This window comes from Brenneria goodwinii (assembly GCF_002291445.1).
GTDB lineage: Bacteria > Pseudomonadota > Gammaproteobacteria > Enterobacterales > Enterobacteriaceae > Brenneria > Brenneria goodwinii.
In genome coordinates this window covers 4,301,321-4,326,249 of record NZ_CP014137.1, presented here as the reverse complement: position 1 = coordinate 4,326,249, position 24,929 = coordinate 4,301,321, and the positions used below count along the sequence as shown (strand labels likewise).

22 protein-coding genes and 1 pseudogene are annotated in these 24,929 nt (G+C 52.7%); 3 read left to right on the top strand and 20 right to left on the bottom strand.

From position 1 onward, the window contains the following. Positions 1-63 precede the first annotated feature (63 nt). The 11 genes from ACN28R_RS19175 to dgoR form a co-directional block, all read right to left on the bottom strand. A complete protein-coding gene (locus ACN28R_RS19175) occupies positions 64-1,068 on the bottom strand; it encodes a 2-hydroxyacid dehydrogenase (protein ID WP_095835230.1) in 1,005 nt (334 codons plus the stop codon). Between the two features lie 17 nt (positions 1,069-1,085). After that, on the bottom strand, positions 1,086-1,847 hold the full coding sequence (locus tag ACN28R_RS19170) for an SDR family NAD(P)-dependent oxidoreductase (protein ID WP_095835229.1): 762 nt from the start codon (positions 1,845-1,847) through the stop codon (positions 1,086-1,088). A gap of 15 nt (positions 1,848-1,862) precedes the next feature. Continuing rightward, positions 1,863-3,401, bottom strand: coding sequence for an FGGY-family carbohydrate kinase (locus ACN28R_RS19165; protein ID WP_095835228.1), 1,539 nt, complete (start codon positions 3,399-3,401; stop codon positions 1,863-1,865). A gap of 28 nt (positions 3,402-3,429) precedes the next feature. Further along, positions 3,430-3,981, bottom strand: a complete 552-nt coding sequence (locus ACN28R_RS19160; RefSeq protein WP_048636896.1) for a glycerol-3-phosphate responsive antiterminator — start codon at positions 3,979-3,981, stop codon at positions 3,430-3,432. Positions 3,982-3,999: 18 nt separating this feature from the next. Further along, complete coding sequence (locus tag ACN28R_RS19155) at positions 4,000-4,791, bottom strand: class I fructose-bisphosphate aldolase (protein WP_048636895.1); 792 nt, start codon at positions 4,789-4,791, stop codon at positions 4,000-4,002. 456 nt (positions 4,792-5,247) lie between these two features. Next, positions 5,248-6,180, bottom strand: a complete 933-nt coding sequence (locus tag ACN28R_RS19150) for a 2-hydroxyacid dehydrogenase (RefSeq protein ID WP_048636894.1) — start codon at positions 6,178-6,180, stop codon at positions 5,248-5,250. Positions 6,181-6,194: 14 nt separating this feature from the next. After that, positions 6,195-7,505: an MFS transporter gene (locus ACN28R_RS19145; protein ID WP_048636893.1), complete on the bottom strand. Its 1,311-nt coding sequence runs from the start codon at positions 7,503-7,505 to the stop codon at positions 6,195-6,197. A 131-nt stretch (positions 7,506-7,636) separates the two neighbouring features. Beyond that, positions 7,637-8,785, bottom strand: a complete 1,149-nt coding sequence (gene dgoD, locus ACN28R_RS19140) for a galactonate dehydratase (protein WP_095835227.1) — start codon at positions 8,783-8,785, stop codon at positions 7,637-7,639. After that, entirely contained in the window at positions 8,782-9,399 is a 618-nt protein-coding gene (locus tag ACN28R_RS19135) for a 2-dehydro-3-deoxy-6-phosphogalactonate aldolase (protein ID WP_095835226.1), read from the bottom strand. Before ACN28R_RS19135 ends, dgoD begins: the two co-directional genes overlap by 4 nt. Further along, positions 9,383-10,279: a 2-dehydro-3-deoxygalactonokinase gene (locus tag ACN28R_RS19130; RefSeq protein ID WP_095835225.1), complete on the bottom strand. Its 897-nt coding sequence runs from the start codon at positions 10,277-10,279 to the stop codon at positions 9,383-9,385. Before ACN28R_RS19130 ends, ACN28R_RS19135 begins: the two co-directional genes overlap by 17 nt. Next, positions 10,276-10,974 (bottom strand): D-galactonate utilization transcriptional regulator DgoR, encoded by a 699-nt coding sequence (dgoR, locus tag ACN28R_RS19125; RefSeq protein ID WP_048636889.1) that lies wholly within the window; start codon positions 10,972-10,974, stop codon positions 10,276-10,278. Before dgoR ends, ACN28R_RS19130 begins: the two co-directional genes overlap by 4 nt. A gap of 391 nt (positions 10,975-11,365) precedes the next feature. Between dgoR and ACN28R_RS19120 the strand changes: the two genes are divergently transcribed. Both ACN28R_RS19120 and ssuD read left to right on the top strand, forming a co-directional pair. After that, positions 11,366-12,370: a sulfonate ABC transporter substrate-binding protein gene (locus ACN28R_RS19120; protein WP_095835224.1), complete on the top strand. Its 1,005-nt coding sequence runs from the start codon at positions 11,366-11,368 to the stop codon at positions 12,368-12,370. A gap of 50 nt (positions 12,371-12,420) precedes the next feature. After that, complete coding sequence (gene ssuD / locus ACN28R_RS19115) at positions 12,421-13,560, top strand: FMNH2-dependent alkanesulfonate monooxygenase (RefSeq protein ID WP_095835223.1); 1,140 nt, start codon at positions 12,421-12,423, stop codon at positions 13,558-13,560. An 18-nt stretch (positions 13,561-13,578) separates the two neighbouring features. On the opposite strand, the gene ACN28R_RS19110 is transcribed toward ssuD, so the two are convergent. The 7 genes and pseudogenes from ACN28R_RS19110 to ACN28R_RS19080 form a co-directional block, all read right to left on the bottom strand. After that, on the bottom strand, positions 13,579-15,426 hold the full coding sequence (locus tag ACN28R_RS19110; protein WP_095835222.1) for an ABC transporter ATP-binding protein: 1,848 nt from the start codon (positions 15,424-15,426) through the stop codon (positions 13,579-13,581). A 10-nt stretch (positions 15,427-15,436) separates the two neighbouring features. Further along, complete coding sequence (locus ACN28R_RS19105; RefSeq protein WP_095835221.1) at positions 15,437-16,348, bottom strand: ABC transporter permease; 912 nt, start codon at positions 16,346-16,348, stop codon at positions 15,437-15,439. Continuing rightward, entirely contained in the window at positions 16,348-17,322 is a 975-nt protein-coding gene (locus ACN28R_RS19100; RefSeq protein ID WP_048636884.1) for an ABC transporter permease, read from the bottom strand. Before ACN28R_RS19100 ends, ACN28R_RS19105 begins: the two co-directional genes overlap by 1 nt. After that, positions 17,322-18,275: a nucleoside hydrolase gene (locus tag ACN28R_RS19095; RefSeq protein WP_095835220.1), complete on the bottom strand. Its 954-nt coding sequence runs from the start codon at positions 18,273-18,275 to the stop codon at positions 17,322-17,324. The genes ACN28R_RS19100 and ACN28R_RS19095 overlap by 1 nt, the downstream gene beginning before the upstream one ends. A 1-nt stretch (position 18,276) precedes the next feature. Further along, a complete protein-coding gene (locus ACN28R_RS19090) occupies positions 18,277-19,230 on the bottom strand; it encodes a nucleoside hydrolase (RefSeq protein ID WP_048636882.1) in 954 nt (317 codons plus the stop codon). A gap of 37 nt (positions 19,231-19,267) precedes the next feature. Continuing rightward, a pseudogene (locus ACN28R_RS19085) lies at positions 19,268-19,447 on the bottom strand (dihydrodipicolinate synthase family protein); the annotation flags it as partial. Positions 19,448-19,458: 11 nt separating this feature from the next. Beyond that, on the bottom strand, positions 19,459-21,009 hold the full coding sequence (locus ACN28R_RS19080; RefSeq protein WP_048636881.1) for an ABC transporter substrate-binding protein: 1,551 nt from the start codon (positions 21,007-21,009) through the stop codon (positions 19,459-19,461). 141 nt (positions 21,010-21,150) lie between these two features. Between ACN28R_RS19080 and ACN28R_RS19075 the strand changes: the two genes are divergently transcribed. Further along, positions 21,151-22,047, top strand: a complete 897-nt coding sequence (locus tag ACN28R_RS19075) for a LysR substrate-binding domain-containing protein (protein WP_095835219.1) — start codon at positions 21,151-21,153, stop codon at positions 22,045-22,047. A 333-nt stretch (positions 22,048-22,380) separates the two neighbouring features. On the opposite strand, the gene yidA is transcribed toward ACN28R_RS19075, so the two are convergent. Beyond that, complete coding sequence (gene yidA, locus ACN28R_RS19070) at positions 22,381-23,196, bottom strand: sugar-phosphatase (RefSeq protein ID WP_048636879.1); 816 nt, start codon at positions 23,194-23,196, stop codon at positions 22,381-22,383. A 274-nt stretch (positions 23,197-23,470) separates the two neighbouring features. Beyond that, positions 23,471-24,916 (bottom strand): 6-phospho-beta-glucosidase, encoded by a 1,446-nt coding sequence (locus ACN28R_RS19065; protein ID WP_095835218.1) that lies wholly within the window; start codon positions 24,914-24,916, stop codon positions 23,471-23,473. Positions 24,917-24,929 lie beyond the last annotated feature (13 nt).

The window sequence follows — 24,929 nt, the reverse complement described above, 5'->3', positions numbered from 1 at the left end:
ATAATAAGCGCCGATTTTATGTAATAGATGATTGATAAATTCGCTGGTTTTAAAAAATTAATATCACTTACCTTTATCTAATTTCCCCAAGAGAATATCAGAAAAAAGTTTCGGCGTATTACTGAAGGCATCAATCGTGCTGCCCGCCATATGCGGAGTAATCGTCACATTGTCCAGTGCGTAAAACGCGCTATCATCTTGCAATGGCTCATAATCAAAGGTATCGATCGCCGCCCCCATAATGCGCTTTTCCTGCAATGCCTGCAGTAAATCCTGTTCATTAATCAACCCGGAACGTGCCGTATTGATAATAACGGCGTTTTTTTTCATTAATCTGAAATGATGGGCGTTGATCAAGTTTTGCGTCTCTTCCGTCAAACGCGCATGAACAGAAATAATATCGGCATTTTTTACCAGCTCATCCAGATCAGTTATCTTTTTATACCGATCGTGATGATCGACATATTTATCAAAGAAAATGATATTCACGTCGAAGGCGCTAAGAAATTTTGCCACCAGTTGGGCAATATGCCCGAAACCGATCAACCCGATGGTTTTCCCGCCCAGTTCCGGGATACATTCCTGATTGGGAAAATCTTTTCGCCAATGTTTATCTTTTAACGCATCATGCGCCCGGGCAATGTTTCTGGTCTCCGCCAGCATCATGCCCACCGTAAACTCCGCCACGCTTCTGGCATTACGGCCGGGCGTATTCAACACCACGATACCTTTTTGACACGCATAATCGGTATTGATATTTTCAATTCCCCCCCTTAATACGCCGACGTATTTCAGTTTTTTGGCCTTCTCCATGACTGAAATATTAACGGGCGCAAATTGCGTAATGATCACATCAATATCTTCAATGCCTTCCAGCAAGGCGGCCGGCAACTGCACGGCTTCCGCGCCCTGTTGCTCAACCTGTAAATTATCCACCTGGAGCTTTTCAAGCGAATCGTGTTTCCATTCCCTGACAATAACGTCAATACCGTTATCCCTGAGCTTTTGCAGCCCGAAATTCATGGTGGCTTTATTGATAAAAAGATCCGCAATAGCAAGACACTTCATGTTACTACTCCTCATGGTTAGCGCATCAGCATTCCGCCGGTCACATCGACGGTTGCCCCGGTCATATAGCCTGCTTTAGACGAAACCAGAAATACCCCGATTTCAGAAATTTCATGCGGTGACGCCACACGACCAATTGGGATCCTATTCACGTAGTAGTCTGGGTTTTCTTGTAGATTTTTTCGGATCATGGGGGTATCCATAATGCCGATGGCAATATTGTTTACATTAATCTTTTGCTTGGCGACTTCCCTGGCCAGTGAAATAGAAAAAGCGACCAGGCCGGCTTTACTGGCCGCATAGTGGGCATGCCCGGTGGTCGAGCCATGAAAAGCGGCCTGAGAGGTGATATTTAAGATAGAGCCCGCTTTATCTTCATGAATACAGTGGTTCACAAAAAGCTGACTAAGGTAGAACACGGATTTTAAATTCACATTCATTACCAGATCCCAATCTTCCAGCGAGATGTCATTGACATAACCGGAAAGCCAGATGCCGGCGTTGTTAATCAAAATATCGATATTCCCCAGCGTGGCGGCACTTTCCGCAAAGAATTCGGCTATCTCGTTATCATTCGCCAAATTTGTTTTTATACCAATAATATTAACGTTGGAAATATTGTTTACTTCATGAATCAAAGTATCAGGGTTTTCTTTTTCACTAAGATAAGTGAAGCTGATATTTACCCCCTCTTTAGCCAGCGAAAGAACAAATTCACGGCCCAACCCCGTGGCGCCGCCGGTAATAATGGCGTTTTTGTTTTTCAGTTCAAGATCCATATTATTGCTCCAGAATTATTCTATGACATAACGACTGCAGGATTTCCATGGCAATTGCATGTCTTTTAGAATCGTTTTGTAGAGTTGATATTTTTTCTGATAAATTCCCTGATTGTCTTTGTTCGGGCGAATAGTTTTCGACACATTAACCATATTATTCGACGCCGCAAAAATATCCTGGTAATACCCGCACATCACCGTCGCCGTCATGGCGGCGCCTAACGTACCGTGTTCCTTTACGTCCACGATCTCTAATGAGCACTGGAATATATCTGAAAAAATCTGCAGCCAGGTATCTGAATTGGCGATACCGCCGGCGACACGCATGACATCGCTGAGCTGGGGATTGATGGCTCTTAATCGCTCGGTGTGATACAGATGACTGAACGCGACGCCCTCGTAAATCGCCCGCAGGAAATGTTCTTTTTTATGGAAACTGTTTACGCCGATAAATCCGGCGGTGGCATCGGGTATGGTATTGGAACCAAAGACAAAGGGGAAAAACAACAAATGGCTCTCTTCCGGGTTTGTCGATGCGACCAACTCATTGCATAAGGCATAAATAGATTTGCCTTTTTCCTGTTCCAGCTGTTTATCGCTGGCCATGAAATTGTTGATAAACCATTCCAGATTACTGGCCGAGGTAGGACTGGCTTCCGTTATCAGCCACTTGTCGTCCAGCGGGTAGATGGAGGTCATAAATAAGTTTTTATCAACCACCGGTTCATCCGTAACATACTCATTAATACTCCATGTACCGGTGACGATAGCCAGTTTATTGATATCGTTGATACCCGACGCAATGGATGACGCCGATATATCAAACACGCCGCCGGATACCGGCGTTCCCGCCGCTAATCCGGTCAGTTCGGCAACCTGCCGGCTAATCCGCCCGCAACACTCCGTCGAAAGCCGGATAGGCGGCAGCTTGTCTTTCCAGGCGCGGATCCCCCAGAAATCCAGCAGTTCGTCATCATAATCTCGGTCACGTACGCTGATCAGATTGGTGCCGGAGATGTCGGTCAACTCCAGATAGGCTTCCCCGGTAAGGTAGTAACGAATCAGATCTTTCACCATAAAGATATATTTTGTCTTCTTTATGGTTTCCGGTTCGTGATCGTTCAACCATGCCAGCAGCGCAACGGGTTGCCCCGCCCAGATTGACTGCATGGTCTTGGGGAGAATGTCCCTTTCAAACTCGGCCGTCCGATACCATTTCTCAACATAATCTTTTGCCCGGTAATCGGTGGAGATAATGCCGTTTCTGACTGGATGCCCCTCTTCGTCGACCAGATACAAACCATTACCGTGCCCGGTTACGGATATTCCCACGATGTCGCCGGCATCAATTCTGGAATCAATAATCGCTTCTTTGATAACCTTAATATTTGATTCCCATAGCTCTTTAATATCCCGTTCGGTGTAAAACGGTTTGGGTGTTAACATGCGGGTAGCATTGGACGCAATGGCAAGCGCATGGCCTTGCATGTCATAAATAGCCGCTTTTGTTACGGTGCCGCCATTATCAATACCCATGACATATTTATTTTTCATGTCCGCCTCGGATTTTTATAATGATTATTTACCATAAGCTGGGTTCGCTGGTGGTAATGCCGTCAAACCCGGTGTAAAAGATCCTATCAACTAAATATTTTCTTTTTACAAAACCACCGGCGATGAACTTTACATTAAGATTCTTAAAGTTATTTTTTAGCAAATCGAAACATAAGCACGCATACTCTGCCGGCAGCAATTCAATCGCATCGATTGAATTATTTTTTACGATATCGATGGATTGATCTAACGCTCTGGAGTCAATGAGCAATATTCTATAGATAGTGATTAACCCCTCCTTTTTTGCATATCGTAACGCAGTAAAATTAGAGGAAATAACACCGTCCACCTTATAGATCTTTTTTAATACGGAGATGCCACACGGATCGGGTTTGAACCCACCCAAAAGTTCTAAATGAATCAGAACCTTTTTATTTCTTTTATGACATTTCCCTACCAGGGACTGTAAGTTACCTATATCGGCTTCCGACAATAAAATATATTCTGATTCACAGGAAAGCGCTTTCTCAAAATTTTTATAGCGTCTGACCGAGGGTATGACGGTGTTATTTAACATCATAGAGAGTTGTCCAGATTTCTATTTTTTCATATAGAGGCCATACGCATCTTCCGGTGTTGCATTTTCATGAATGATGGCGTGTAGACCTGCTACAACGTGGGCGGGTTTGGGGTCTTGGGTAATATTTCTGCCTACGGCGACACCTTTCGCCCCCATGTTCATACAGTGCTGTACGAATTCAAAATAACTTAGAATATCGGTTTTAGGGCCGCCTAACGCCAGTACGGGAACACCGGCCGCCTCAACAATCAGCCGGTCTGCGGCGGTTCCTGAAAAGCGGGTTTTGATGACATCGGCCCCCAATTCCACGGCAATGCGGGCAGCGGCGGCAATCACCTCAGGGCTGTTGGATTCGCTATTGGTAACCGGGTAGCCGTAAGGCAACGATTCAACAATTAGCGGTAAATTCCAGGCATCGGCGGCCTGCGCCAGTTTCATGGCCAAATCGTGGGTTTTCTCTTCATTAAACGCGCCGGGGAATGTCATGCACACAACGCCATCGGCCCCGATTTTTAATGCATCCTCAACAGAAAAAACCCCTTTTGTGTCAGGAACGGTGTTATCAAAAATATTTACGGTGCTGTCTACCCGCAGCACAATTGGAATATTCATTAATTCCGCTTCATAATTTTTTGCCATACCGTAGGTGACCAAAGCACAATCCAGCCCTTTTTCAATCAATACGGGCAGGCTTTTTAGCGTATCGTCAACGCCTGCTGTTTTGGTGGAAAAATAGTACCCATCCAGTGCCAACGTAACAGATTTACCATCTTGAGCAAAAACTCTGGATAACCGACGTTTTTTTGACATGACTCCAACTCCTTATTTAAAAATAAAAAAAAAGCCCTCAGAGATTGTTTAAATCTCTGAGGGCTTTCAGTTCACTGACCCTATTAACAACGGTTTGTTAAATAGAACAACCAACAAAACGCTGTTTTATTAATTTTCCTGGCTTACGCCATTCCGAAACTATTAAAAGATTATCACAGGATAATGTTTTAATAGTGTATCTACGGCTTGATTTATAACTAGCACGTATTTTTAATAGTTGTCTAATCGTTTGTGTTTTTTTGGGATATCAGTCACATTAAAAATAAATCCACAAAGCCGCCGCAAGCGGCGTTCAAATCGCTTCCCGACGAATTTGTCGCAGTAAAACCGCCTTCCTGCCGCTCGAATTATTTAGCGTATAATTACCTGAAAATAGAATAAATAAACGGGTTCTCCGCCTAATATCGGAAAACCCGTTTTATTATCGCAGTTAACTTAAGGGACAGGCGTCACCAGCGGTTGTCCGGCGAACCAGGCGTCGACATTTTCCATGACCAGACGCGACATCTCCCTGCGCGTCGACCAGGTGGCGCTGGCCATATGCGGCGTGACGACCACATTCGGTTTCCCCAACAACCCTGCCGGCACATCCGGCTCATGGGCAAACACATCCAGGCCCGCGCCGGCGATCGTTCCCTGTTCGATCGCCTCGACCAGCGCCTGCTCATCCACCACCGAGCCGCGGGAGATATTAATCAGCATCCCATCCGATCCCAACGCGCGCAATACGTCGCGATTGACCAGACAGTGGGTATCGGAGCCGCCCGGCGTACACACCACCAGATAATCACTGGCGGCCGCTAACGCTTCCACCGTCGGATAAAATGTGAAGTCCACATCATTCGCCGGCTGACGATCGGTATAGGAGATGGCCAAATTAAAGCCGGCAGCGCGTTGCGCCACCGCCCGGCCAATCCTCCCCAGGCCGATAATCCCCAGCGTCGAACCAGACACTTTGCGCGTCCACATATAGGATTGCTGTTTCCAGCCACCTTGCTGAATAAAGGTTTGCGCGTCCGCGATCTGTCTGGACGTCGCCAACAGCAGCCCAAGCGCCAGATCGGCGACATCGTCGGTCAATACGCCGGGCGTATGCGTCACCGCAATACCCCGCGCTTTCGCCGCCGGAACATCCACGCCATCATAACCCACGCCGAAAACCGCGATCAGCGCCAGATTAGGCAAGGCGTTAATGAACTCCCGCGTCACGACCGCTTCGCCGTTGGTGATGACAACGCGAAACTCTTCCGCCAGTCGCGAAAACTCGGATGGCGCCAATGCGGCGTATTCATATACGTCATACCGCGCATTCAGCTCTTCATCCAACTGTGCCGGTAACGATGCCTGCTTTAATATTTTCTGTTTCATAATTAACCTTCGTACTACGAGAGTGAAGAGACTGATTCTTTCCCACCGACGGATTTACCGGGACGAGCAATAATAATTCCGATAACACCGCCGATGATCAACGCGATCGCGACAATCAACAGTCCATATTCATAACTGTTGGTCGCATCCTTTATTTTCCCCAGAATCGGCGGTAAACCTAAGCCGGCGAAATTCGCAATCGCATTAATAAACGCGATGGATGCCGCCGCGGCAACGCCCGCCAATTTCTCTGTCGTCACTGCCCAAAAAATCGGCGTTAACGCAAAGTTGAACCCTACCGTCAATACCAGAAGAATATAGGCAATATACAAATTACTGGTATAGATCGAGGTCGCCAGCAATATCCCCGAAATAATCAGCGGCAGCCCCAAATGTAACGGACGCTCTTTGGTTATGTCAGAATGACGGCCGTTCAGATACATGAACAGCGCGGCAAAAATAAATGGAACAGACGATAGCAAACCGATAACAAAATTGCTTTGCTCGGTCACGACGCTTTTTATAATCAGCGGCAGGAATAGCGTAATACCAATGGAGCCAAATGCCTGCAAGAACCAAACCACGCTCAGCAACAATACGGTTTTATTTCTTAATGCGCTGCCCCATGAGTGTGTTTTCCCCACCTCAATGGCGGCATTATCTTTTTTCAACTGCGAGGTTAACCAGTTTTTCTGCGATTGGTTCAGCCAGTCGGCATGTTCCGGCGTGTCCGGCAAACGCCACAGAACCAGGCAGCCCAGCACCACAGCGGGGATCCCTTCAAGGGCGAACAGCCAGCGCCACCCTGCGATATCGGCAATCCCATGCAAATTCAGGATACTGCCCGAAATCGGCAGGCCAATAACCGAAGCCAGCACAGAACCCATATAAAAGAACGACATAGCCCGCGCACGGTTACTTTTAGGGAACCAGCAAGAGATATAATAGATAATCCCCGGCGTAAATCCGGCTTCCGCCATGCCCAATAGAAAGCGCATAACATACAATTGATTGGCGCTTTGTATAAATGACATCCCGGCGCTGACAATCCCCCAGGTTATCATAATTCGGGCAATCCAGATGCGCGCCCCGACTTTGGTCATTAAGATATTACTGGGAACTTCAAATATAATATAAGAAATATAAAACATCCCCACGCCGAGCCCATACATACTGGCGGAAAGGCCCAGATCGGCATTCATTTGCAATGCGGCGATGGATATATTGGTTTTATCTAAATTAGCAACAAAATAACATATAATGATAAATGGTATTATCTTCGCATTAAGTTGCTTGAGGGTCGACGAGTACAGATCGGCAGCCATTATTTATTACCTCAAATAATAGGGTATTCAGTATTACTGCAATAACAGGCCGTGCCACTGAATACACAGAGACAACTAAAATAAATTTAATTTTTATTCGTTACTTTTTATTAATATGTAATATGACGTATTTACCATTCGGCTACCGCGCCATCAGGATAACGCCATACCGGGTTACGCCAGTCTGGTGCGTTTTTACTGCGTTCAATCACCAGCTCTTCATTAATTTCCACCCCCAACCCTGGTTTATTTAACGGATAAAAATGGCCATCGGTCATGGCGAAGTCATCTTTATTCACCACATAATCCAGCAGTTCCGCGCCTTTATTATAATGAATTCCCATGCTTTGCTCCTGGAATACCGCGTTGCGTGAAACAAAATCGAGGTGCAAACAAGCGGCCAGCGCAATCGGACCCAGCGGGCAATGCGGAGCCAGCGCCACATCGTACGCTTCCGCCATCGCGGCGATTTTAAAGCATTCGGTAATTCCCCCGGCGTGAGAGAGATCGGGCTGAATAATCGCCAAACCGCCGTCCGACAGAACGCGTTTGAAGTCAAAGCGCGAGAACATCCGTTCGCCTGCCGCAATCGGCAGATGCGTCTGTGCCGCCAGGCGCGGATAATATTCGGCCTGTTCAGCCAACACCGGTTCTTCAATAAATAGCGGACGGTACGGCTCCAGCTCTTTGATCAGGATTTTCGCCATCGGCGCATCGACACGTCCGTGGAAATCCAGCCCGAACTCAATACGGTTGCCGAACGCGGCACGAATTTCCGCCACCACCGCGACCGTGGCGTCGACTTTGCGCGAGTTATCGATGATGCCCATCTCTTCACAGCCATTGAGCTTGAAGGTATCAAAGCCGATTTCGCTCAGTTTGTTGATACCGGCAATCACTTCCGAGGGGCGATCGCCGCCTACCCAGCTATAAGCCTTGATTTTATCCCGCACCAGACCGCCCAGCAGTTGATAAACCGGCACGCCCAGCGCTTTGCCTTTGATATCCCATAACGCCTGATCGATACCGGCAATCGCGCTCATCAAAATCGGGCCGCCGCGGTAAAAACCGGCGCGGTAAAGCACCTGCCAGATATCGTTTATCCGCGCCGGATCCTGACCAATTAGATAATCGGCCAGCTCATGTACGGCGGCCTCGACCGTCCGCGCCCGTCCTTCAATCACGGGCTCGCCCCAGCCGACAATGCCTTCGTCCGTTTCAATTTTCAGAAACATCCAGCGCGGCGGCAGTCGGTAGGTCGTCAGTTTGGTAATTTTCATTGAACAGCATCCTTATAAGCTTTAACAAATGCATGCGCTTTTTGTGTAGTGACAGCAACAGACTGACCCGCGCGATAGAGATCGCCGCCCAGCCCGGCGCCGAGACACCCGGCGCCAAGATAATCCGCCAAATTCGCCGGCGTCACGCCCCCGACGGCAAACACCGGGATGTCTTTTGGCAACACCGCCTTCAGCGCTTTGATGTAGCCCGGACCAAAAGAGACGGAAGGAAAGATTTTCAGCGCCTGAGCGCCGGCATCCAATGCATTAAACGCCTCCGTCGCCGTCGCGCAGCCAGGGCAAACCGTCATGCCGCACTCAACCGCGCGGCGGATCACCGCCGGGTTGATGCTCGGCGTAACCACCAGTTTGCCGCCGACGTTATTCAACTCATCAACCTGCTGCGGCTTCAGCACCGTACCCGCGCCGATCAGCGCCCGGTCGCCGAAGCGCTCAACCGTCAGTTGAATGCTGCGGAAAGGTTCCGGCGAGTTCAGCGGAATTTCCACCGCATCAAAACCGGCGTCCAGTAGCGCGGCGACATGCTCCAACACCTCTTCGGGCGTAATGCCTCGCAGAATGGCGATTAAGGGAAGATCAGTATTCCAGCTCATTCACAATACTCCTTATACCTGCCTGAAAAGTCTGGTCGCCATCAAGTGACTGAACGCGCAGCCCGGCGTTGAGTAATGCCTGTTGGTAACGCGCGCCAAGCGCCGGATTACCGATAATGGTTACGTTCGTATCGGCGGCGATCCGATACTGGCGCTGCATCTGCGCGACTTCATTGCCAATCAGCAGCCCGGATAGCCAGTCGCTGACGGCGCTTTTTTCCAGCCGTCCCAACACGTGCGCCGCACGGGTTTCAAACAGGCAACGGATGATATTTTCATCAGCGAAACCCTGCTCTAGCCCCCGTTGGAAAGCGTCAGGAGCAGGCTGCTGCTCACCGATGCCAACGCCGATCAACGACTGCTTTAGCAACAGGTGATGAAGTTCGCCGGTCATCACCGTACGAAAGTCGATCACGGCGTCGCCATCCATTTGCACCCATTTGGAGTGCGTGCCGGGCATCAGGTAGAGCGATGACGGGCATGCGTCGTAAGCGCCGATCAGCTGCGTTTCCTCGCCGCGAATCACATTGCTGTTATCTTCCCGCGCAATGCTCAAGCCGGGAATAATCCAGGCCGCCAGCGGTTTCGCCGCATCCACGCGGGTTAAGCGGCGCGCCACGTCGGTCAAGCGGATCGGGCACGGCAGGTAAGGCACCGACAGCCAACCGGCATTGCTGCCAATCATGCCGGCCATCACCACCGGCACGTCATGCCGCCGCCAGGGCGCGACGATATTCTGAAAAACCTGTTGCGGCGTCTGGCCGTTTAAACGCGTTACCCCGGCCTCGGACTGCGTCTCATCGACACAGGCGCCGTTCAGATAAAGCCAGGCGCGCAGATTGGTTGATCCCCAGTCAATCGCGATATAACTGTCATTCATGTAATATCCTTTAACCGTTTGGTCGAACTGGCGATCATGCCCAATGCCGCCCGTTCCGCCGCTTCAACATCCTGATGCCGGATGGCATCATAAAGATCCTGGTGTTCGCGCAATGTCCGCGGCATATTTTCGTTATCCGGCATATAGGTGCGTTCAAATACCGCCCGTTGCAGCGAGCTGATCGCCACGCTCAACTGCTGCAACACCGGGTTATGCACCGATGCCAGCACCGCCTCATGAAAACGAATATCCGCTTCATTAAAAGCATCACGATCCTGGTGATGCGTAATCATGTCGTTCAACGCCTGTTCAATCACCGCCAGTTCGCTGGAGGTCGCCCTTTCCGCCGCCCAGCGGGCGATGGCCGGTTCAACCAGGTTACGCACTTCACTCATCGCCCCAATCAGACGCGGGTCATAATCGTTGGTCAGCACCCATTGCAACACGTCCGTATCCAGGTAGTTCCACTGGTTGCGCGCGGCAACGAATGCGCCGCGATAACGTTTAACCTCAATCAGGCGCTTCGCCGTCAGCGCGCGGAAAACTTCACGGATAATGTTGCGCGAGGTCTGAAACTCTTCGCACAGTTCCGCTTCCGCCGGTAAAGGCGCGCCCGGCGCGTACTTACCGCTAACAATCTGTTGACCAATAGCAAGAATGATGCGGTCAGTTTTGCTTAGTTCATGTTTGTTCATCGTCACCTCAGCGGAATAAAAACAGGTTGATACGTATCGCTTCTACTTTACCTGCCGCGCCGCTGAGCGTCGCTGAAGTGCTGCACAATATTCGTTTCTGTTGCTCCTTCTTGTGACTGATTGTAGTACTAACATATTAACTAGTACTACAATCTGGATCACAAAACAGGCAATTTAACAAAATAACAATAAATTTATACGAGAAATTTTTACAAGAAGGGTCTGGAAGGGGGGAGATAGGCCATCCCTATCTTTTCCCCTTTTTAACTATCAAAACCAGAAATTGAGATTTAAAAAACCCGCGCTGCGCCTGTTATGTTTATCACCTCAATGTTGCAAATGGTCACTTTATTTTAACTTTTGGTTATAAGTGGTCTAGGTGGTGATACTTATGGTGAAGGATTCAACGAAAGCGTTCGGCTTGGGAACATCACATCAACGCCAGACACCGTTGCGCCGCTGGCTGGCGGCAACGGTCGCCTTTAGCGCGCTGCTGACAGGCGTCGCCCACGCGCAGGATGCCGCACCCGAGCAGTTCCGAATTGGCTATCAGAAAGGGTCGGTCAGTCTGGTGCTGGCTAAATCCCATCAGCTGCTGGAGAAACGGTTTCCGCAGACCAGGATCAGCTGGATTGAATTTCCGGCCGGTCCGCAAATGCTGGAAGCGCTTAACGTCGGCAGTATCGATCTGGGCAGCACCGGCGATATTCCGCCTATTTTCGCTCAGGCCGCCGGGGCCGATTTACTGTACGTCGGCGTTGAGCCGCCAAAACCCAAAGCCGAAGTGATTCTGGTGGCCGAAGATAGCCCAATTAAGAGCGTCGCCGATCTGAAAGGCCGTAAGGTAGCGTTTCAGAAAGGCTCCAGTTCGCACAACCTGCTGCTGCGATCGCTGCAACAGGCCGGTTTGGCGTTCAGCGATATTAAACCGATCTATTTAACCCCGGCAGATGCCCGCGCCGCCTTTCAACAAGGCAATGTCGACGCCTGGACCATCTGGGATCCCTATTACTCCGCCGCCTTATTGCAGGGCGGCGTTAGGGTGCTGGCGGACGGTACCGGCCTGAACCAGACCGGCTCCTTCTATCTGGCGGCCCGTCCGTATACCGAAGCGCATGGCCCCTTTATCCGTCAGGTGCTGGAGGTGTTAACCCAGGCCGATGCGCTGACGCTGAGCGATCGCGCGCAAAGCGTCACGCTGCTGGCGAACGCGGTCGGCCTGCCGGAAACAGTGATCGCCGCCGCGCTCGACCATCGCCCGCCGACGACCATCAAACCGCTGGAACAGCCGACGATCGAAGCGCAGCAATATACCGCCGATCTGTTTTATGAAAATCGTCTGGTGCCGGTGAAAGTGGATGTTTCCCAACGCGTCTGGCGTCCTCAGTCCCAATAACATTTATGCCGGGTAGCCCGGAGAGTTCGACCTACTCAGGAGATAACACGATGAGTCTTAACGTATTCTGGTTTTTACCCACCCATGGCGACGGCCGCTATCTCGGCAGTTCCGAGGGCGCGCGCCAGGTGGATCACAGCTATCTGCAACAGGTGGCGCAGGCCGCCGAACGGCAGGGATTTGGCGGCGTATTGCTGCCGACCGGCCGCTCCTGCGAGGACTCCTGGCTGGTGGCGGCCTCATTGATCCCGGTAACGCAGCGGCTGAAATTTCTGGTGGCGCTGCGTCCCGGCGTCATCTCACCGACCATTGCCGCACGTCAGGCCGCCACGCTGGATCGGCTGTCAAACGGCCGCGCGCTTTTCAATCTGGTCACCGGCGGCGATCCCGAAGAACTGGCCGCGGAAGGGCTGTTTCTCAGCCATGACGAGCGTTATGAGGCGTCCGCCGAATTTACCCACATCTGGCGCAGGCTGCTGGAAGGCGACACGGTCGACTTTGAAGGCAAGCACCTTAAGGTAAAAGACGCCAAGCTGCTGTATCCGCCGGTGCAACAACCGCGTCCGCCGCTTTATTTCGGCGGATCCTCCGCGGCGGCGCAGGATCTGGCGGCCGATCAGGTCGATCTTTATCTGACCTGGGGCGAGCCGCCCGCGCAGGTAAAAGAAAAGCTGGACGAGGTGCGGGCCAAGGCGCAGGCCAAAGGCCGCCAGGTGCGATTCGGCATTCGCCTGCATGTGATTGTGCGCGAAACCACGGAAGAAGCCTGGCAGGCCGCCGATCGGCTGATCGCGCATCTGGATGACGACACCATCGCCAGCGCGCAGGCCGCGCTTGCCCGCTTCGATTCGGTCGGACAGCAGCGTATGGCGGCTTTGCACGGCGGGAAAAAAGACCGACTGGAAATCAGCCCCAATCTGTGGGCCGGGGTCGGTCTGGTGCGCGGCGGAGCCGGTACGGCGCTGGTCGGCGATGGGCCGACGGTCGCCGCGCGCATTCAGGAATATGCCGATCTCGGCATCGATACCTTTATCCTCTCCGGTTATCCGCACCTGGAAGAGGCTTATCGGGTCGGCGAATTGCTGTTTCCGCATCTCGATCTGGCGCATCCCGCGCCGCTGCGCGCGGTCGGCTCCCAGGGCGAGGTGGTCGCCAACACTTACATACCGCAGAAAGTGTCGCAAAGCTGAGGTGTCGGCCACGGCGGGCTATGCCAGCGGATCCCGCCCGCGCCCGGCGTGGCGATCGCCGCCGTTCTGGATCTGAACAAAATGCCCGTGGGAGACTTCCCGATAGCGGCGTTCAGGACAAATAAAGTCCGGCGGTCTCACCGGGCTTTTCAGTTCATCGCTATACAGCGCGCGAACCGGCCGGATATCCGGATCGGGGATCGGCACCGCCGCAATCAGACGGCGGGTATAGTCATGCTGCGGGTTATCAAAAATGGCGGCGCGCGGTCCAATTTCGACGATCTCCCCCAGATACATCACCGCGACGCGGTGGCTGATGCGCTCAACGACCGCCATATCATGGGAAATAAACAGGAAAGAAAGCCCCAGTTGCTGTTGTAAATCCAGCATCAGATTGATGACCTGCGCCTTGACGGAAACATCAAGCGCCGAAACCGATTCGTCGGCGATGATGATTTTCGGTTCCAGCGCCAGCGCCCTGGCGATACAGACCCGCTGCCGCTGTCCACCGGAAAACTGGTGTGGAAAACGCTCGGCCATCCAGCCCGGTAAACCGACCTGTTCCAGCAGTTCCCGAACGCGGGCCTGAACCTCTTTGGCGCCGGCCAGCCCGTGAGCCAGCATTGGTTCGGCAATGGCGTCGCCCACCCGTATTCGCGGATTCAGGCTTTCGTAAGGGTCTTGAAACACCATCTGAATCTGCCGCCGGCGCTCGGACAGCGCATTTTTATCCGCTGTGAGAATATCCTGCCCCTGGAGCAGAATCTCTCCGCTGGTCGCCTCAGCCAGGCGGATGATTGACCGGCCGGTGGTGGACTTCCCACAGCCCGACTCGCCCACCAAAGACAGGGTTTCGCCGGGCCACAGATCGAAAGAGACGTTTTCCACCGCATGCACCCGCCCGGACAGCCGCCGGAAAAAACCGGAGCGGATATCAAAGCGGGTCACCAGATTTTTTACTGCCAGTACCGGCTTATCACTGCGGAGGGTATCCACCGTTTCCGGTATCGGCAGGCGCTCGCCCGTCTGGCGATCCACCAGCGGAAAACGCTGCGGCCGCTCGCTTCCCGACATGGATCCCAACCTGGGAACGGCGGACAGCAACATGCGGGTGTAAGGATGTTTGGGATGATGAAAAATTTCTCTGGTGGCGGCGTTTTCAACCATTTCGCCCTGATACATGACTAACGTGCGGTCGGAAACTTCCGCCACCACGCCCATATCATGGGTAATAAACAGCACCGACATCCCTTCTTCTTCCTGCAGGGTTTTAATCAACGCCAGTATCTGCGCCTGAATGGTGACGTCCAGCGCCGTGGTCGGTTCATCGGCAATCAACAGCTGCGGGTTGCAGGCCAGCGCGATGGCGATCACCACCCGCTGGCGCATCCCGCCGGAGAAACTTTGCGGATACTCATGCAAGCGCGCTTTGGCGCCGGGAATGCGTACCTTCTCCAGTAGACGAACGGCTTCCGCCCGCGCCTGCGCCTTATCCATCCCCCGGTGATGGCGCAGCACCTCGGTAATCTGATAGCCAATCGGCAATACCGGGTTGAGGCTGGTCATCGGCTCCTGAAAGATCATCCCGATGCGATTGCCGCGCACATCCCGCATCTCTCGGGGTGATAAGGAGAGGAGTTCGACGCCGCCGAAATGAACCTCCCCGCCGATCTGACTCTGCCCGGCGGGCAACAACCGCATGATGGATTTCGCCATCACGCTCTTGCCGGAGCCGGACTCGCCCACCACGGCGACGGTCTCTCTCTCGCCGATGGAGAAAGACAGGTCGCGCACCACATTCATCCACTCGCCATTCACCTGAAAGGCCGTGGTGAGATGCAATACCGACATAATTGGCGACGTCATGTTGTTCCCCTTAATGCCTTGGATTGAGGATATCGCGCAGCGCATCCCCCACCAGATTGATCGCCACAATAAGCAGCAGCAGCGTTAGCCCCGGGAAGAAACTGATCCAGTAGTCGCCGGACATCAGGTATTCAAAACCGTTTGCAATCAATAACCCCAGCGACGGCTCGGTCACCGGTAATCCGATCCCGAGAAAAGAGAGCGTCGCCTCCAGCATGATGGCGTAAGCAATGCGCATCGTCGCGACCACAATCAGGGGCGCCAGGCAATTCGGCAAAATATGACGAAACAGGATCCGTCGATTGGATAAGGACATGCTACGGGCGGCATCCACGTAGTTTCGCCGTCGTTCAACCAGCGCCGAGCCCCGGATGGTCCGCGCGTAGTAAGCCCACTGGGTCACCACCAGCGCCAGGATAATTTTATCGACGCCTTGCCCCAGCACCGCCAGCAAAATCAGCGCAATCAGGATCGGCGGGAAACTGAGCTGAATATCGACGATACGCATAATCAGCGCGTCCGTTTTACCGCCGGCATAGGCGCTAATCAATCCCAGCGAGGCGCCAATCAGCAGGGCCAACACCGCGCTGGAAAAACCGACCACCAGACTGATCCGCGTACCGTAAAGAATGGCGCTGAGCAGGTCGCGCCCCTGATCGTCGGTGCCCAGCCAATAGGTTATGCCGCTGAGACTGTCGGATCCCGGCGGCAGGCGTCCGTCCATGATGTCGAGCTGCATCAGATCGTAGGGATTTTGCGGCGAAACGATCGAGGCGAGGGCCGCCAGCGTGATAAAAATGGCCAGCATAATCAGGCCGCACAGCGCCAGCCTGTTTTTAAGCAGCGCAAGCAGAACCAGCGTGAAGGCCGAATGACTTGGCTCCCGCCCCGCCGCGCGCTGATGTACCGTATTGGCGGGCATCAGTTATTCCCTCCCAGCCGAACCCGCGGGTCGACCAGCACATACAGCAGATCGACGAGCAGGTTAATGACGCTGAACATCACCACGGTAATCATCAGATAAGAGAGGATCACCGGCCTGTCCAGCACGGCGATCGAATCGATAATCAGCTTACCCATGCCGGGCCAGGCGTAAATGGTTTCCGTGACTACCGCAAACGCGATCAGCGAACCTAGCTCCAGGCCGATAACGGTAATCAGCGGGATCAGCGTGTTGCGCAGCACGTGCACCAGCACAATGCGGGTTTCCGAGAGCCCTTTGGCGCGGGCGAACTGCACATAATCCTGTTGCAGACACTCGATCACGCCGGCCCGCATTAAACGAATAATCAATGAGGTTTTAAACAGCGCCAGATTGAAGGCGGGTAAGATAAGATGTTCAAGGCCGTCTCTGGTTAAGAAGCTAAAGGGAATACCGAATACATCGCTGGTTTGTCCGCGCCCCGAGGCCGGCAATAGCCCCAGCTTGACGCTGAACAACATGATCATGACCAGACCAATCCAGAAGGTCGGCAAACTAAAGCCGAAGATGGAAAACGTCATAATCGATTTCGATACGGCGCTGTCCGGCCGCAGGCCGGCGTAAATGCCGAGCGGTATGCCGATAACCAGGGCGATAACGAACGCCGTCATCGCTAATTCCAGCGTGGCGGGCATGCGCTGAAAAATCAGCGTCAGCGCCGGCTGGTTGAAAATAAAGGAGTTCCCCATGTCGCCGTGCAGGGCATTCAGTACGAATAATCCATACTGTTCCCACACCGGCTTATCCAAACCGAATGACTGGATCACCGCCAGTCTTTCCGCCGGCGTCGCCGTCGCCCCCAGCAGCATGTCCACCGGATTACCCACCAGATACACCCCCACAAACACCAGTACCGACATGACGATCAGCGTCAACAGCGTCTGTCCGATACGGCTTAGCAGGTAGGCGATCATCAGCGTTCCTTAGAACCATAGCGGTTCAGGTAGTCCGCAAGCAGGGTCAGGACGCCCTGCTCATCCGTGTCCCGCATCACCAGCGCATTCGCAGGCTGGCCGAGCTTGTTATAGAAATCAGCAAACACATAGCCTGCCGTGCGGCCGGCGACCTCCACGTCTACTCTGGCCGATACGCCGCTGAACAACGCGGGGTTAAGCAACCACGCCACCACGGTGGCGTCATGAATCGGGCCGCCTTCGCGGCCAAAACGGACGACCTCGTTACGGTCGAAGCGGCGTAGTAACGCCGCCAGCGCCGCACCGGGCGCTCCGGCGCGGCGTTCCAGGTCATCAATTTGTTGTTTCTGAATAAGCACCTGAAACGTCATATCCAGCGGCATGATCACCACGGGAACGCCGGAAGAAAAGACGATCGCCGCCGCATGGGGATCGGCATAAACGTTAAAATCCGCCCAGGGAACACGGTTGCCCAATGCGCTAAAGGCGCAGCTCATGGTGACAATCCGCTTGATGCCGCGAGCGACATCCGGATGATGACGTAGCGCCAAAGCCAGGTTGGTCAACGGTCCCAGCGCGCAAAGGGTAATCGGATTGTTGTCCGCCGCGGCCTGGCGCGCCGTACGCACCAGAAAATCGACCGCATGCCCCTGCTCCGGGCGGAAAGACGAATCCGGCACCAGCTCACGCGAGAAAGCCCCGATATGCGCGTATTTACCGTAGACCTGCTCGCGCACCAGCGGCCCTGGCGAACCGGCGTAAACCGGCACATCCGTTCTGCCGGTCAACCCGACCACCTTGCAGGCGTTAGCCAGCGTATCCTCAAGCGGCACATTGCCCGCCACCACCGTGATACCCAGAACATCCAGTTCCGGCGCCGCCAGCGCCAGCCAGATGGCGATGGCGTCATCCACTCCGGGATCGGTATCAATAATAATGCGTTCTTTAACCATATCAGGCTTTCACTTCATAGCGGTTCAGACGTTCGGCAAACAGCGCAAAAACCCGTTCGGCATCAACTTGCGTCACCACATCCACATTGGGCCGCCCGTCGGTCTTGCCATACCAGTCGGCCACGGTCTGCCCCATGCAAAGCTCGCTTTCATGCTCAATGTAGACCCGCGCTTTTTCGCTGTTAAAACAGTGCGGCGCCAGTAGCCAGGCGATGACCAGCGGATCGTGCAGCGGCCCGCCGCGCGAACCGTAACGGCGGATATCGTTACGATCCCAGAACGCCATCATTTCCCCCAGCGGCGTGGAAATCCGCCCGGAAAGCGCAATAAAGCGCGCAACCTGTTCCGGCGTCAGGATCACCTGGTGAGAGGCATCCAACGGCAGCGCGACAATGGCGAGGGCGGAAGAGAACACCACGTGCGCCGCATGAGGGTCGGCCAGCATATTGAATTCCGACGTCAGGCTGCGGTTACCGGCTTCCCGGTATGCGCCTCCCATCATAACGACGCGTTCAATGCCGTCGGCGATGGCGGGTTTCATAATCAACGCGGTGGCCAGATTGGTTAGCGGCCCCAGCGTACATAGCGTGACGGGCTGACCGGCAGCCGCGGCCTTTTCGCATTGCTCAATGATAAAACTTACCGCATGCTGAGATTCGACCTGTTTTCGTGGTTCGGGTAAGACCGTGTTGCCCAACCCGCTTTTCCCATGAAACTGGCCGTGAATCGGTGCGCGAAAAAGGGGGCGATGACACCCCGCATAAACGGGAATATCCGTGCGATTCCCCAGTTCGGCAATTTGCAATGCGTTATGGACCGTGCGTTCCAGCGGTTGATTACCGCATACCGCGCAAATCCCGAGAATATCCAGCTCAGGCGAGACAAACGCGCTCAACAGCGCGATGGCATCATCAATCCCCGGATCGCAATCAATAATAATCGGTACAGCACTCATCCGGCGACCGTTCCCTTCTTCAAGATGTTGTTACATATTATAAAGCATCGACGGATGCCAGAACCTCGGCGATCTCTTGGCGCGCCTGTTCATCCAGCGACGGCTGCGGCGGCAACGGATCGCCCACGTCAAACCCCTGCAATTGCAGCGCCGCTTTAATACAGCCGGCAATGGAATAGCGGGCAAAAATTTCATTGATACGCCACAACGGGCGCTGATGCGGAGGGGCTACTTCGCCGAACGAACAAAATACGGCAGCGTGTACGCATCCGAGCGCCCCACATAGGTGTACTGTTTTTTCATCGCCCAGGTGTTGGACAGGAACATCACCGGAATCACGCTCTGGTCGTTCATACCGATGTTCATTGCCTCGGCCAATAGCGCTTCCCGCCGCGTGCTATCCATTGTCGCGCGCGCTTCGTTCAACGCTTTATCAAAGGCGGGGTTGGAATAGCGGCCACGGTTGCCCTGCCCGCCATTAGGACCAAAGGTCTCCAGCAACGGCCCCAGAACGCCGGACGCTTCCCCGGTTTCGATGGCCGCGCCGCCCATGATTAAACTGAATTCGAGACGGGCCGCGCGTGAGAAATAGACGCTGCCCGGCATCGTCACGACGTCGGTTTTTATCCCGACGCGGGTAAACATCTGACCGATAGCCTGCGCGATTTTCGCGTCATTGGGATAACGATCGTTTGAAGCATGAAACGTCAGCGTAAAGCCGTCGGGGTATCCCGCCGCCGCCAGTTCCTGTTTGGCTTTCTCCGGGTTGTAAACCGGCGCAGGAATGGAAGCGGAATAGCCGAAATACCCTTTAGGCACAAGTTGGGAAGCCGGATTGGCCTGCCCATCCATAATACGATCGGCGATGGCCTGGCGATTAAGCGCTAAAGACATCGCCTGACGGACTTCTTTTTTTAGTAATGGATTTTTGCCATCAGGACCTTTGGCGAACGGCGAAACGTCGCGTTGTTGGTCCATATGCAGATAAATAATACGATTCCCTGGTGTTGAAATCGTGTGTAACTGATTATTTTTTAAAATATTACGGCTGTCGGCTGTTGGAACGCTTTCGATCATGTCCACATCACCGGATAAAATAGCGGCTACACGGGCGCTGCTGTTTTTAAATACACGAACGGTAACCTTGTCCCACTCGGCTTTTTCCCCCCAGTAGTTATCATTACGCTCAAGAACGACCCGATCATCGGGCACCCAGGAAACAAACTTGAAAGGCCCGGTTCCAATTACGTCTTTCCCGGCATTCAGCGTTTCCGTCGGCACCGTTTCGAGACGGGCCGGTAAAATTGAAACCCGGCTTAAATTATTCAACAGCAAAGGCGACGGTTCTTTGGTGGTGATGCGCACCGTTAACGGATCGATCTCCTGAATATCAGCAACATCGTTGACGTAAGGCGCATAAGAACTCGGGCTGTTTTTTGATGCCAGCGCGACGCGTTTGATGCTGGCAATCACATCTTTGGCGGTAAACTCACTACCGTCATGAAACTTCACGCCTGGCCGTAATGAGAATTCCCAGGTTTTATCGTCAATAATTTTCCACGATACGGCCAAAGCCGGAGAAATTTGTTGTTTTTCATCCTGAACAACCAAACCGTCAAAAATATTACGCGCCATGGCGCTATTTTGCCCGCCCACATAAAACTGAGGGTCCATTGACGTTGTGGATGTCGCCAAACCAATATTCAAATCCGCACTAAAAACCAAAGGTGAAGATGAAAATAAAAAAGTAAAAAATAATGCCGTTGTTGATTTTTTCATTCACTAGCCCCTCTATTCCATGTCAGAGTTATGTAGTGCATAAAATATTATATTTAAGGAGTCTATGCGTTAGACTGAACAAATAAAAATTACATTTTGTGTTAAATTGATAAACAAATATTATGTTTCGGAGTGAACAGTATGCGAATCAATCCCCGCCAGGTTGAAGCTTTTCACAAAGTCATCCTCACTGGCGGGATCACATCAGCCGCCAACATGATGCACATTACCCAACCCGCGGTAAGCCGGCTGATTCGGGATTTTGAAGACGCCCTGAACCTGAAACTGTTCGACCGGGACGGGCGCGGCCTGATTCCCCGCGCCGAAGCGATGAAACTTTACCGGGAAGTCGATCGCCTTTATCTGGGGCTGGATCACATCGCCCTCATCGCTGATGAAATCCGTCATGCCAAAGGCAGCGTACTGCGCATTGCCTCGGTTCAGGCGTTATCGCTGCTCTGTTCGGAGCAAATGCTGCCAGCCTTAATCAAGGAATATCCTGATATCTCTTTATTTTTAGATATAGAAAGTTCCAGTCATATCACCGAAGCCATTACGGCGAACCAGTACGACGTCGGTTTTATTTTTGGTCAGGCGAGCAACAAAGGCCTGGAAGCCGAACCGCTGGCTGAAGCCAGCGCCGTTGCCGTGCTGTCGATGACGCATCCTCTGGCGGAAGCGGAGCAGATTACCATTGCCGACTTAACCCATTACCGAGCTATCCTGCCGGGCAGAACTACGCCGTTACGGGCGCAAATCGATATGTCGATCAGAAACGAACAGGGGTATTTGCACAATCCGATTGAAACCTCAATGGCTAACAGCTGCGCGCTGGCGGCAAAGAATGTCGGCATCGGCGTAGTGGATTTCATTACGGCATTGAATAGTTCATCCCCGGTTATCGTTAAGCCCTTTCATCCCAATATAAAAATGGCGTACTGCGCGGTTTACCCGCCGCAAATCCCCCGCAGCCAGTTAGTCAATCAGGTCACCAGGATGATAAAAGAAAAAATAACCGACTGCCTGTCATTAGAATAAATTAGGATGCTATCTAATAATTCCTTGTTTGTTTTACAACGACTTTATCGAATAATTAATTATGAAGTTAATCCATTAAAAATAGATAGCAGAGAAATAATTAAAGGCAAAAAAAATAGCGAGGTTGATGACAAACCTTCCCAAACCCGTCATTCCCGCGTAGGCGGGAATCAGCCAATGGCTGTTTACGGTTTCAGCAGGAGATTCCCGCCTACTACTGCGGGAATGACCGCGCTGGGGCCGTGAAGGATGACAGGGGTATATTAGGGGCTTTGTCATCAGTCTGAGCCATCATTGATGGCTATTCAGATCTGAACCTATAAACAACCGCCATCAGGCATTGAGAACAAATTTCTCAATGGCGTAAGCCACGCCGTCTTGCGCATTGGTTTTGGTGATGAACTGACTGGCTTCCTTCACCTCATCAATGGCATTGCCCATCGCTACGCCAATCCCGGCGTAATTAATCATCGCCAGATCGTTTTCCTGATCGCCCATCGCCATAATGCTTTCACGGGGAATATTCAGGTGTTCGGCCAGCATCTTCACGCCTTCGCCCTTGTTGACCCGCTTATTCAGAATTTCCAGATAGAACTCGGCGCTCTTCATCAGGGTGTAATGCTCGAACGCTTCCCGCGGGATCTGGCTGATGGCCCGATCCAACACCGGCGGCTCATCGATCATCATCAGTTTCGGGAACGTCAGGCTGCGGTCCATCTCTTCCACCGCGCGATACTTTAACGGCATACCGGTCAGATTCGACTCATGCACGGTATAGGCGCTGATATCTTTATTCGCGGTATAGACAAAATTGAAATCCAACGCGTGGAAATGCACATTGAGCTGACGAGCCAACGCTTCGAAGTAGAGATAGTCGTCGAAGCTGAGCGTGGTTTGCGCCACACACTCGCCATCGGTGGCGCGTTGCACCAGCGCGCCGTTGTTGGTAATGCAGTAGCAACCTTCCTGCCGTAAATCCAACTCCGCCAGGTAACGCGCCACGCCGATAAACGGGCGGCCGGTAGCCAATACCACCTGGACGCCTTTGGCCCGGGCGGCGGCGATAGCGGCTTTTACGGCAGGCGAAATCTGGTTCTGGGGCGTCAACAGCGTCCCGTCCATATCAATAGCGATCAGTTTAATAGACATAGTTATTCCAGCAGCACGTGACTGTTTTTATGCTAACGCGATTCAGCGACGAAGAGCCAGCAAAATAAAGCACGCTAATATTCGTCATCAATGATAAGAAAGCGATATTCCCTAATGTTGACATCTATTGAGCGCACTCATACGCGGAACAAACCGGAAATCCGGCCATATTTATACGCAAGAGATGTCAGTCGGCGGGAACGCGGCCCTAAAGGGACCGGGCCGCGTCATTCAGGGAAACCACGAGGGTTTGAAACACGATAGGCAAGCCGCCTTACGCCAGATCAGCGCCTTGACTGGCAATCACCCGCTTATACCAGTTAAAACTCTTCTTCTTCGAACGTTTCAGCGTGCCGGTGCCGTCATCATGTTTATCGACATAGATGAAGCCATAGCGTTTGCTGTACTGCCCGGTGGTAAAGGAAACACAGTCGATACAGCCCCAGGGCGTGTATCCCATTAATTCAACGCCGTCTTCCAATACGGCTTTTTTCATCTGCTCAATATGCGCGCGCAGATAATCGATACGGTAATCGTCATGGATCTGCCCGTCGCTTTCCACGGTATCGACCGCGCCGAAACCGTTTTCAACGATAAACATCGGCTTTTGATAACACTCATAGAAGCTGTTCAGCGTATAACGCAGCCCCACCGGGTCAATCTGCCACCCCCACTCGGACGCGCCAATGTACGGGTTTTTCACACTGCCGTTAAAGCCCGTGATGGCATCTCCTCCCGGCCGATCCTTGGCCGCATACTGTACGACGTTGCTCATGTAATAGCTAAAGCCGAGGTAGTCCGCGCAGCCTTCTCTCAGGATTTGCTCGTCGCCCGGCCGCCTATCAATCTGGTAGCCCTTGTTTTCCCACTCTTTCAGGATATAGGCCGGGTAATAGCCGCGTAGCTGCACATCGCCAAACAGATGACGTTCGCGCATCGCTTCCTGGGCGAACATCACGTCATCCGGATTACAGGACCAGGGATAAAGCGGCACCAGCGCCAGCATGCAGCCGATTTTAAACTCAGGATTGATCGCATGCCCTAGCTTCACGACCTTGGCGCTGGCCACGAACTGGTGGTGCAACGTCTGGTACATCGCCTGTTCGGGATTCGGGTGTTTGGTGAAAATCACCCCGGAACAGCAATAGCCAAACAGCGGATACTGCCAGTTACGCTGGTTATTGATCTCATTGAACGTCATCCAGTATTTCACCTTGGACTTATAGCGTTTCATTACCACTTCGCTGTAACGCACAAAAAAATCAATCACCTGGCGGTTAAGCCATCCGCCATACCGCTTGACCAGCTGGTAAGGCATCTCAAAGTGGGAAAGCGTAATCACCGGTTCAATATTGTATTTCAGCAGTTCATCGAACAGATCGTCATAAAATTGCAGGCCCGCTTCATTCGGCTCCTGCTCATCGCCATTGGGGAAAATACGCGTCCAGGCGATAGAGGTACGGAAACACTTGAACCCCATCTCCGCAAACAGCGCAATATCCTGTTTATAATGGGAATAAAACTCCACCGCCTGATGATTGGGATAGCTGATACCCGGCTGTACGCCATCGGTTATCACCCGATCCACGCCGTGCGCGCCGCCGGAAAGCACATCGCAAATGCTGACGCCTTTCCCTCCTTGATCCCAACCGCCTTCAACCTGATGCGCCGCTACCGCGCCGCCCCACAGAAAGTCTTCCGGTAATTGTTGAACTGACATTTCGTACCCTTCT

Coding starts and splice junctions, on each gene's coding strand:
- ACN28R_RS19105 (WP_095835221.1), bottom strand. CDS start 16,348: ATGCCCGCCAATACGGTACATCAGCGCGCGGCGGGGCGGGAGCCAAGT.
- ACN28R_RS19170 (WP_095835229.1), bottom strand. CDS start 1,847: ATGGATCTTGAACTGAAAAACAAAAACGCCATTATTACCGGCGGCGCC.
- ACN28R_RS19160 (WP_048636896.1), bottom strand. CDS start 3,981: ATGATGTTAAATAACACCGTCATACCCTCGGTCAGACGCTATAAAAAT.
- ssuD (WP_095835223.1), top strand. CDS start 12,421: ATGAGTCTTAACGTATTCTGGTTTTTACCCACCCATGGCGACGGCCGC.
- ACN28R_RS19080 (WP_048636881.1), bottom strand. CDS start 21,009: ATGAAAAAATCAACAACGGCATTATTTTTTACTTTTTTATTTTCATCT.
- dgoR (WP_048636889.1), bottom strand. CDS start 10,974: ATGAACAAACATGAACTAAGCAAAACTGACCGCATCATTCTTGCTATT.
- ACN28R_RS19130 (WP_095835225.1), bottom strand. CDS start 10,279: ATGAATGACAGTTATATCGCGATTGACTGGGGATCAACCAATCTGCGC.
- ACN28R_RS19165 (WP_095835228.1), bottom strand. CDS start 3,401: ATGAAAAATAAATATGTCATGGGTATTGATAATGGCGGCACCGTAACA.
- ACN28R_RS19135 (WP_095835226.1), bottom strand. CDS start 9,399: ATGAGCTGGAATACTGATCTTCCCTTAATCGCCATTCTGCGAGGCATT.
- ACN28R_RS19155 (WP_048636895.1), bottom strand. CDS start 4,791: ATGTCAAAAAAACGTCGGTTATCCAGAGTTTTTGCTCAAGATGGTAAA.
- ACN28R_RS19090 (WP_048636882.1), bottom strand. CDS start 19,230: ATGAGTGCTGTACCGATTATTATTGATTGCGATCCGGGGATTGATGAT.
- dgoD (WP_095835227.1), bottom strand. CDS start 8,785: ATGAAAATTACCAAACTGACGACCTACCGACTGCCGCCGCGCTGGATG.
- ACN28R_RS19150 (WP_048636894.1), bottom strand. CDS start 6,180: ATGAAACAGAAAATATTAAAGCAGGCATCGTTACCGGCACAGTTGGAT.
- ACN28R_RS19145 (WP_048636893.1), bottom strand. CDS start 7,505: ATGGCTGCCGATCTGTACTCGTCGACCCTCAAGCAACTTAATGCGAAG.
- ACN28R_RS19175 (WP_095835230.1), bottom strand. CDS start 1,068: ATGAAGTGTCTTGCTATTGCGGATCTTTTTATCAATAAAGCCACCATG.
- yidA (WP_048636879.1), bottom strand. CDS start 23,196: ATGTCTATTAAACTGATCGCTATTGATATGGACGGGACGCTGTTGACG.
- ACN28R_RS19065 (WP_095835218.1), bottom strand. CDS start 24,916: ATGTCAGTTCAACAATTACCGGAAGACTTTCTGTGGGGCGGCGCGGTA.
- ACN28R_RS19120 (WP_095835224.1), top strand. CDS start 11,366: ATGGTGAAGGATTCAACGAAAGCGTTCGGCTTGGGAACATCACATCAA.
- ACN28R_RS19110 (WP_095835222.1), bottom strand. CDS start 15,426: ATGACGTCGCCAATTATGTCGGTATTGCATCTCACCACGGCCTTTCAG.
- ACN28R_RS19075 (WP_095835219.1), top strand. CDS start 21,151: ATGCGAATCAATCCCCGCCAGGTTGAAGCTTTTCACAAAGTCATCCTC.
- ACN28R_RS19095 (WP_095835220.1), bottom strand. CDS start 18,275: ATGGTTAAAGAACGCATTATTATTGATACCGATCCCGGAGTGGATGAC.
- ACN28R_RS19100 (WP_048636884.1), bottom strand. CDS start 17,322: ATGATCGCCTACCTGCTAAGCCGTATCGGACAGACGCTGTTGACGCTG.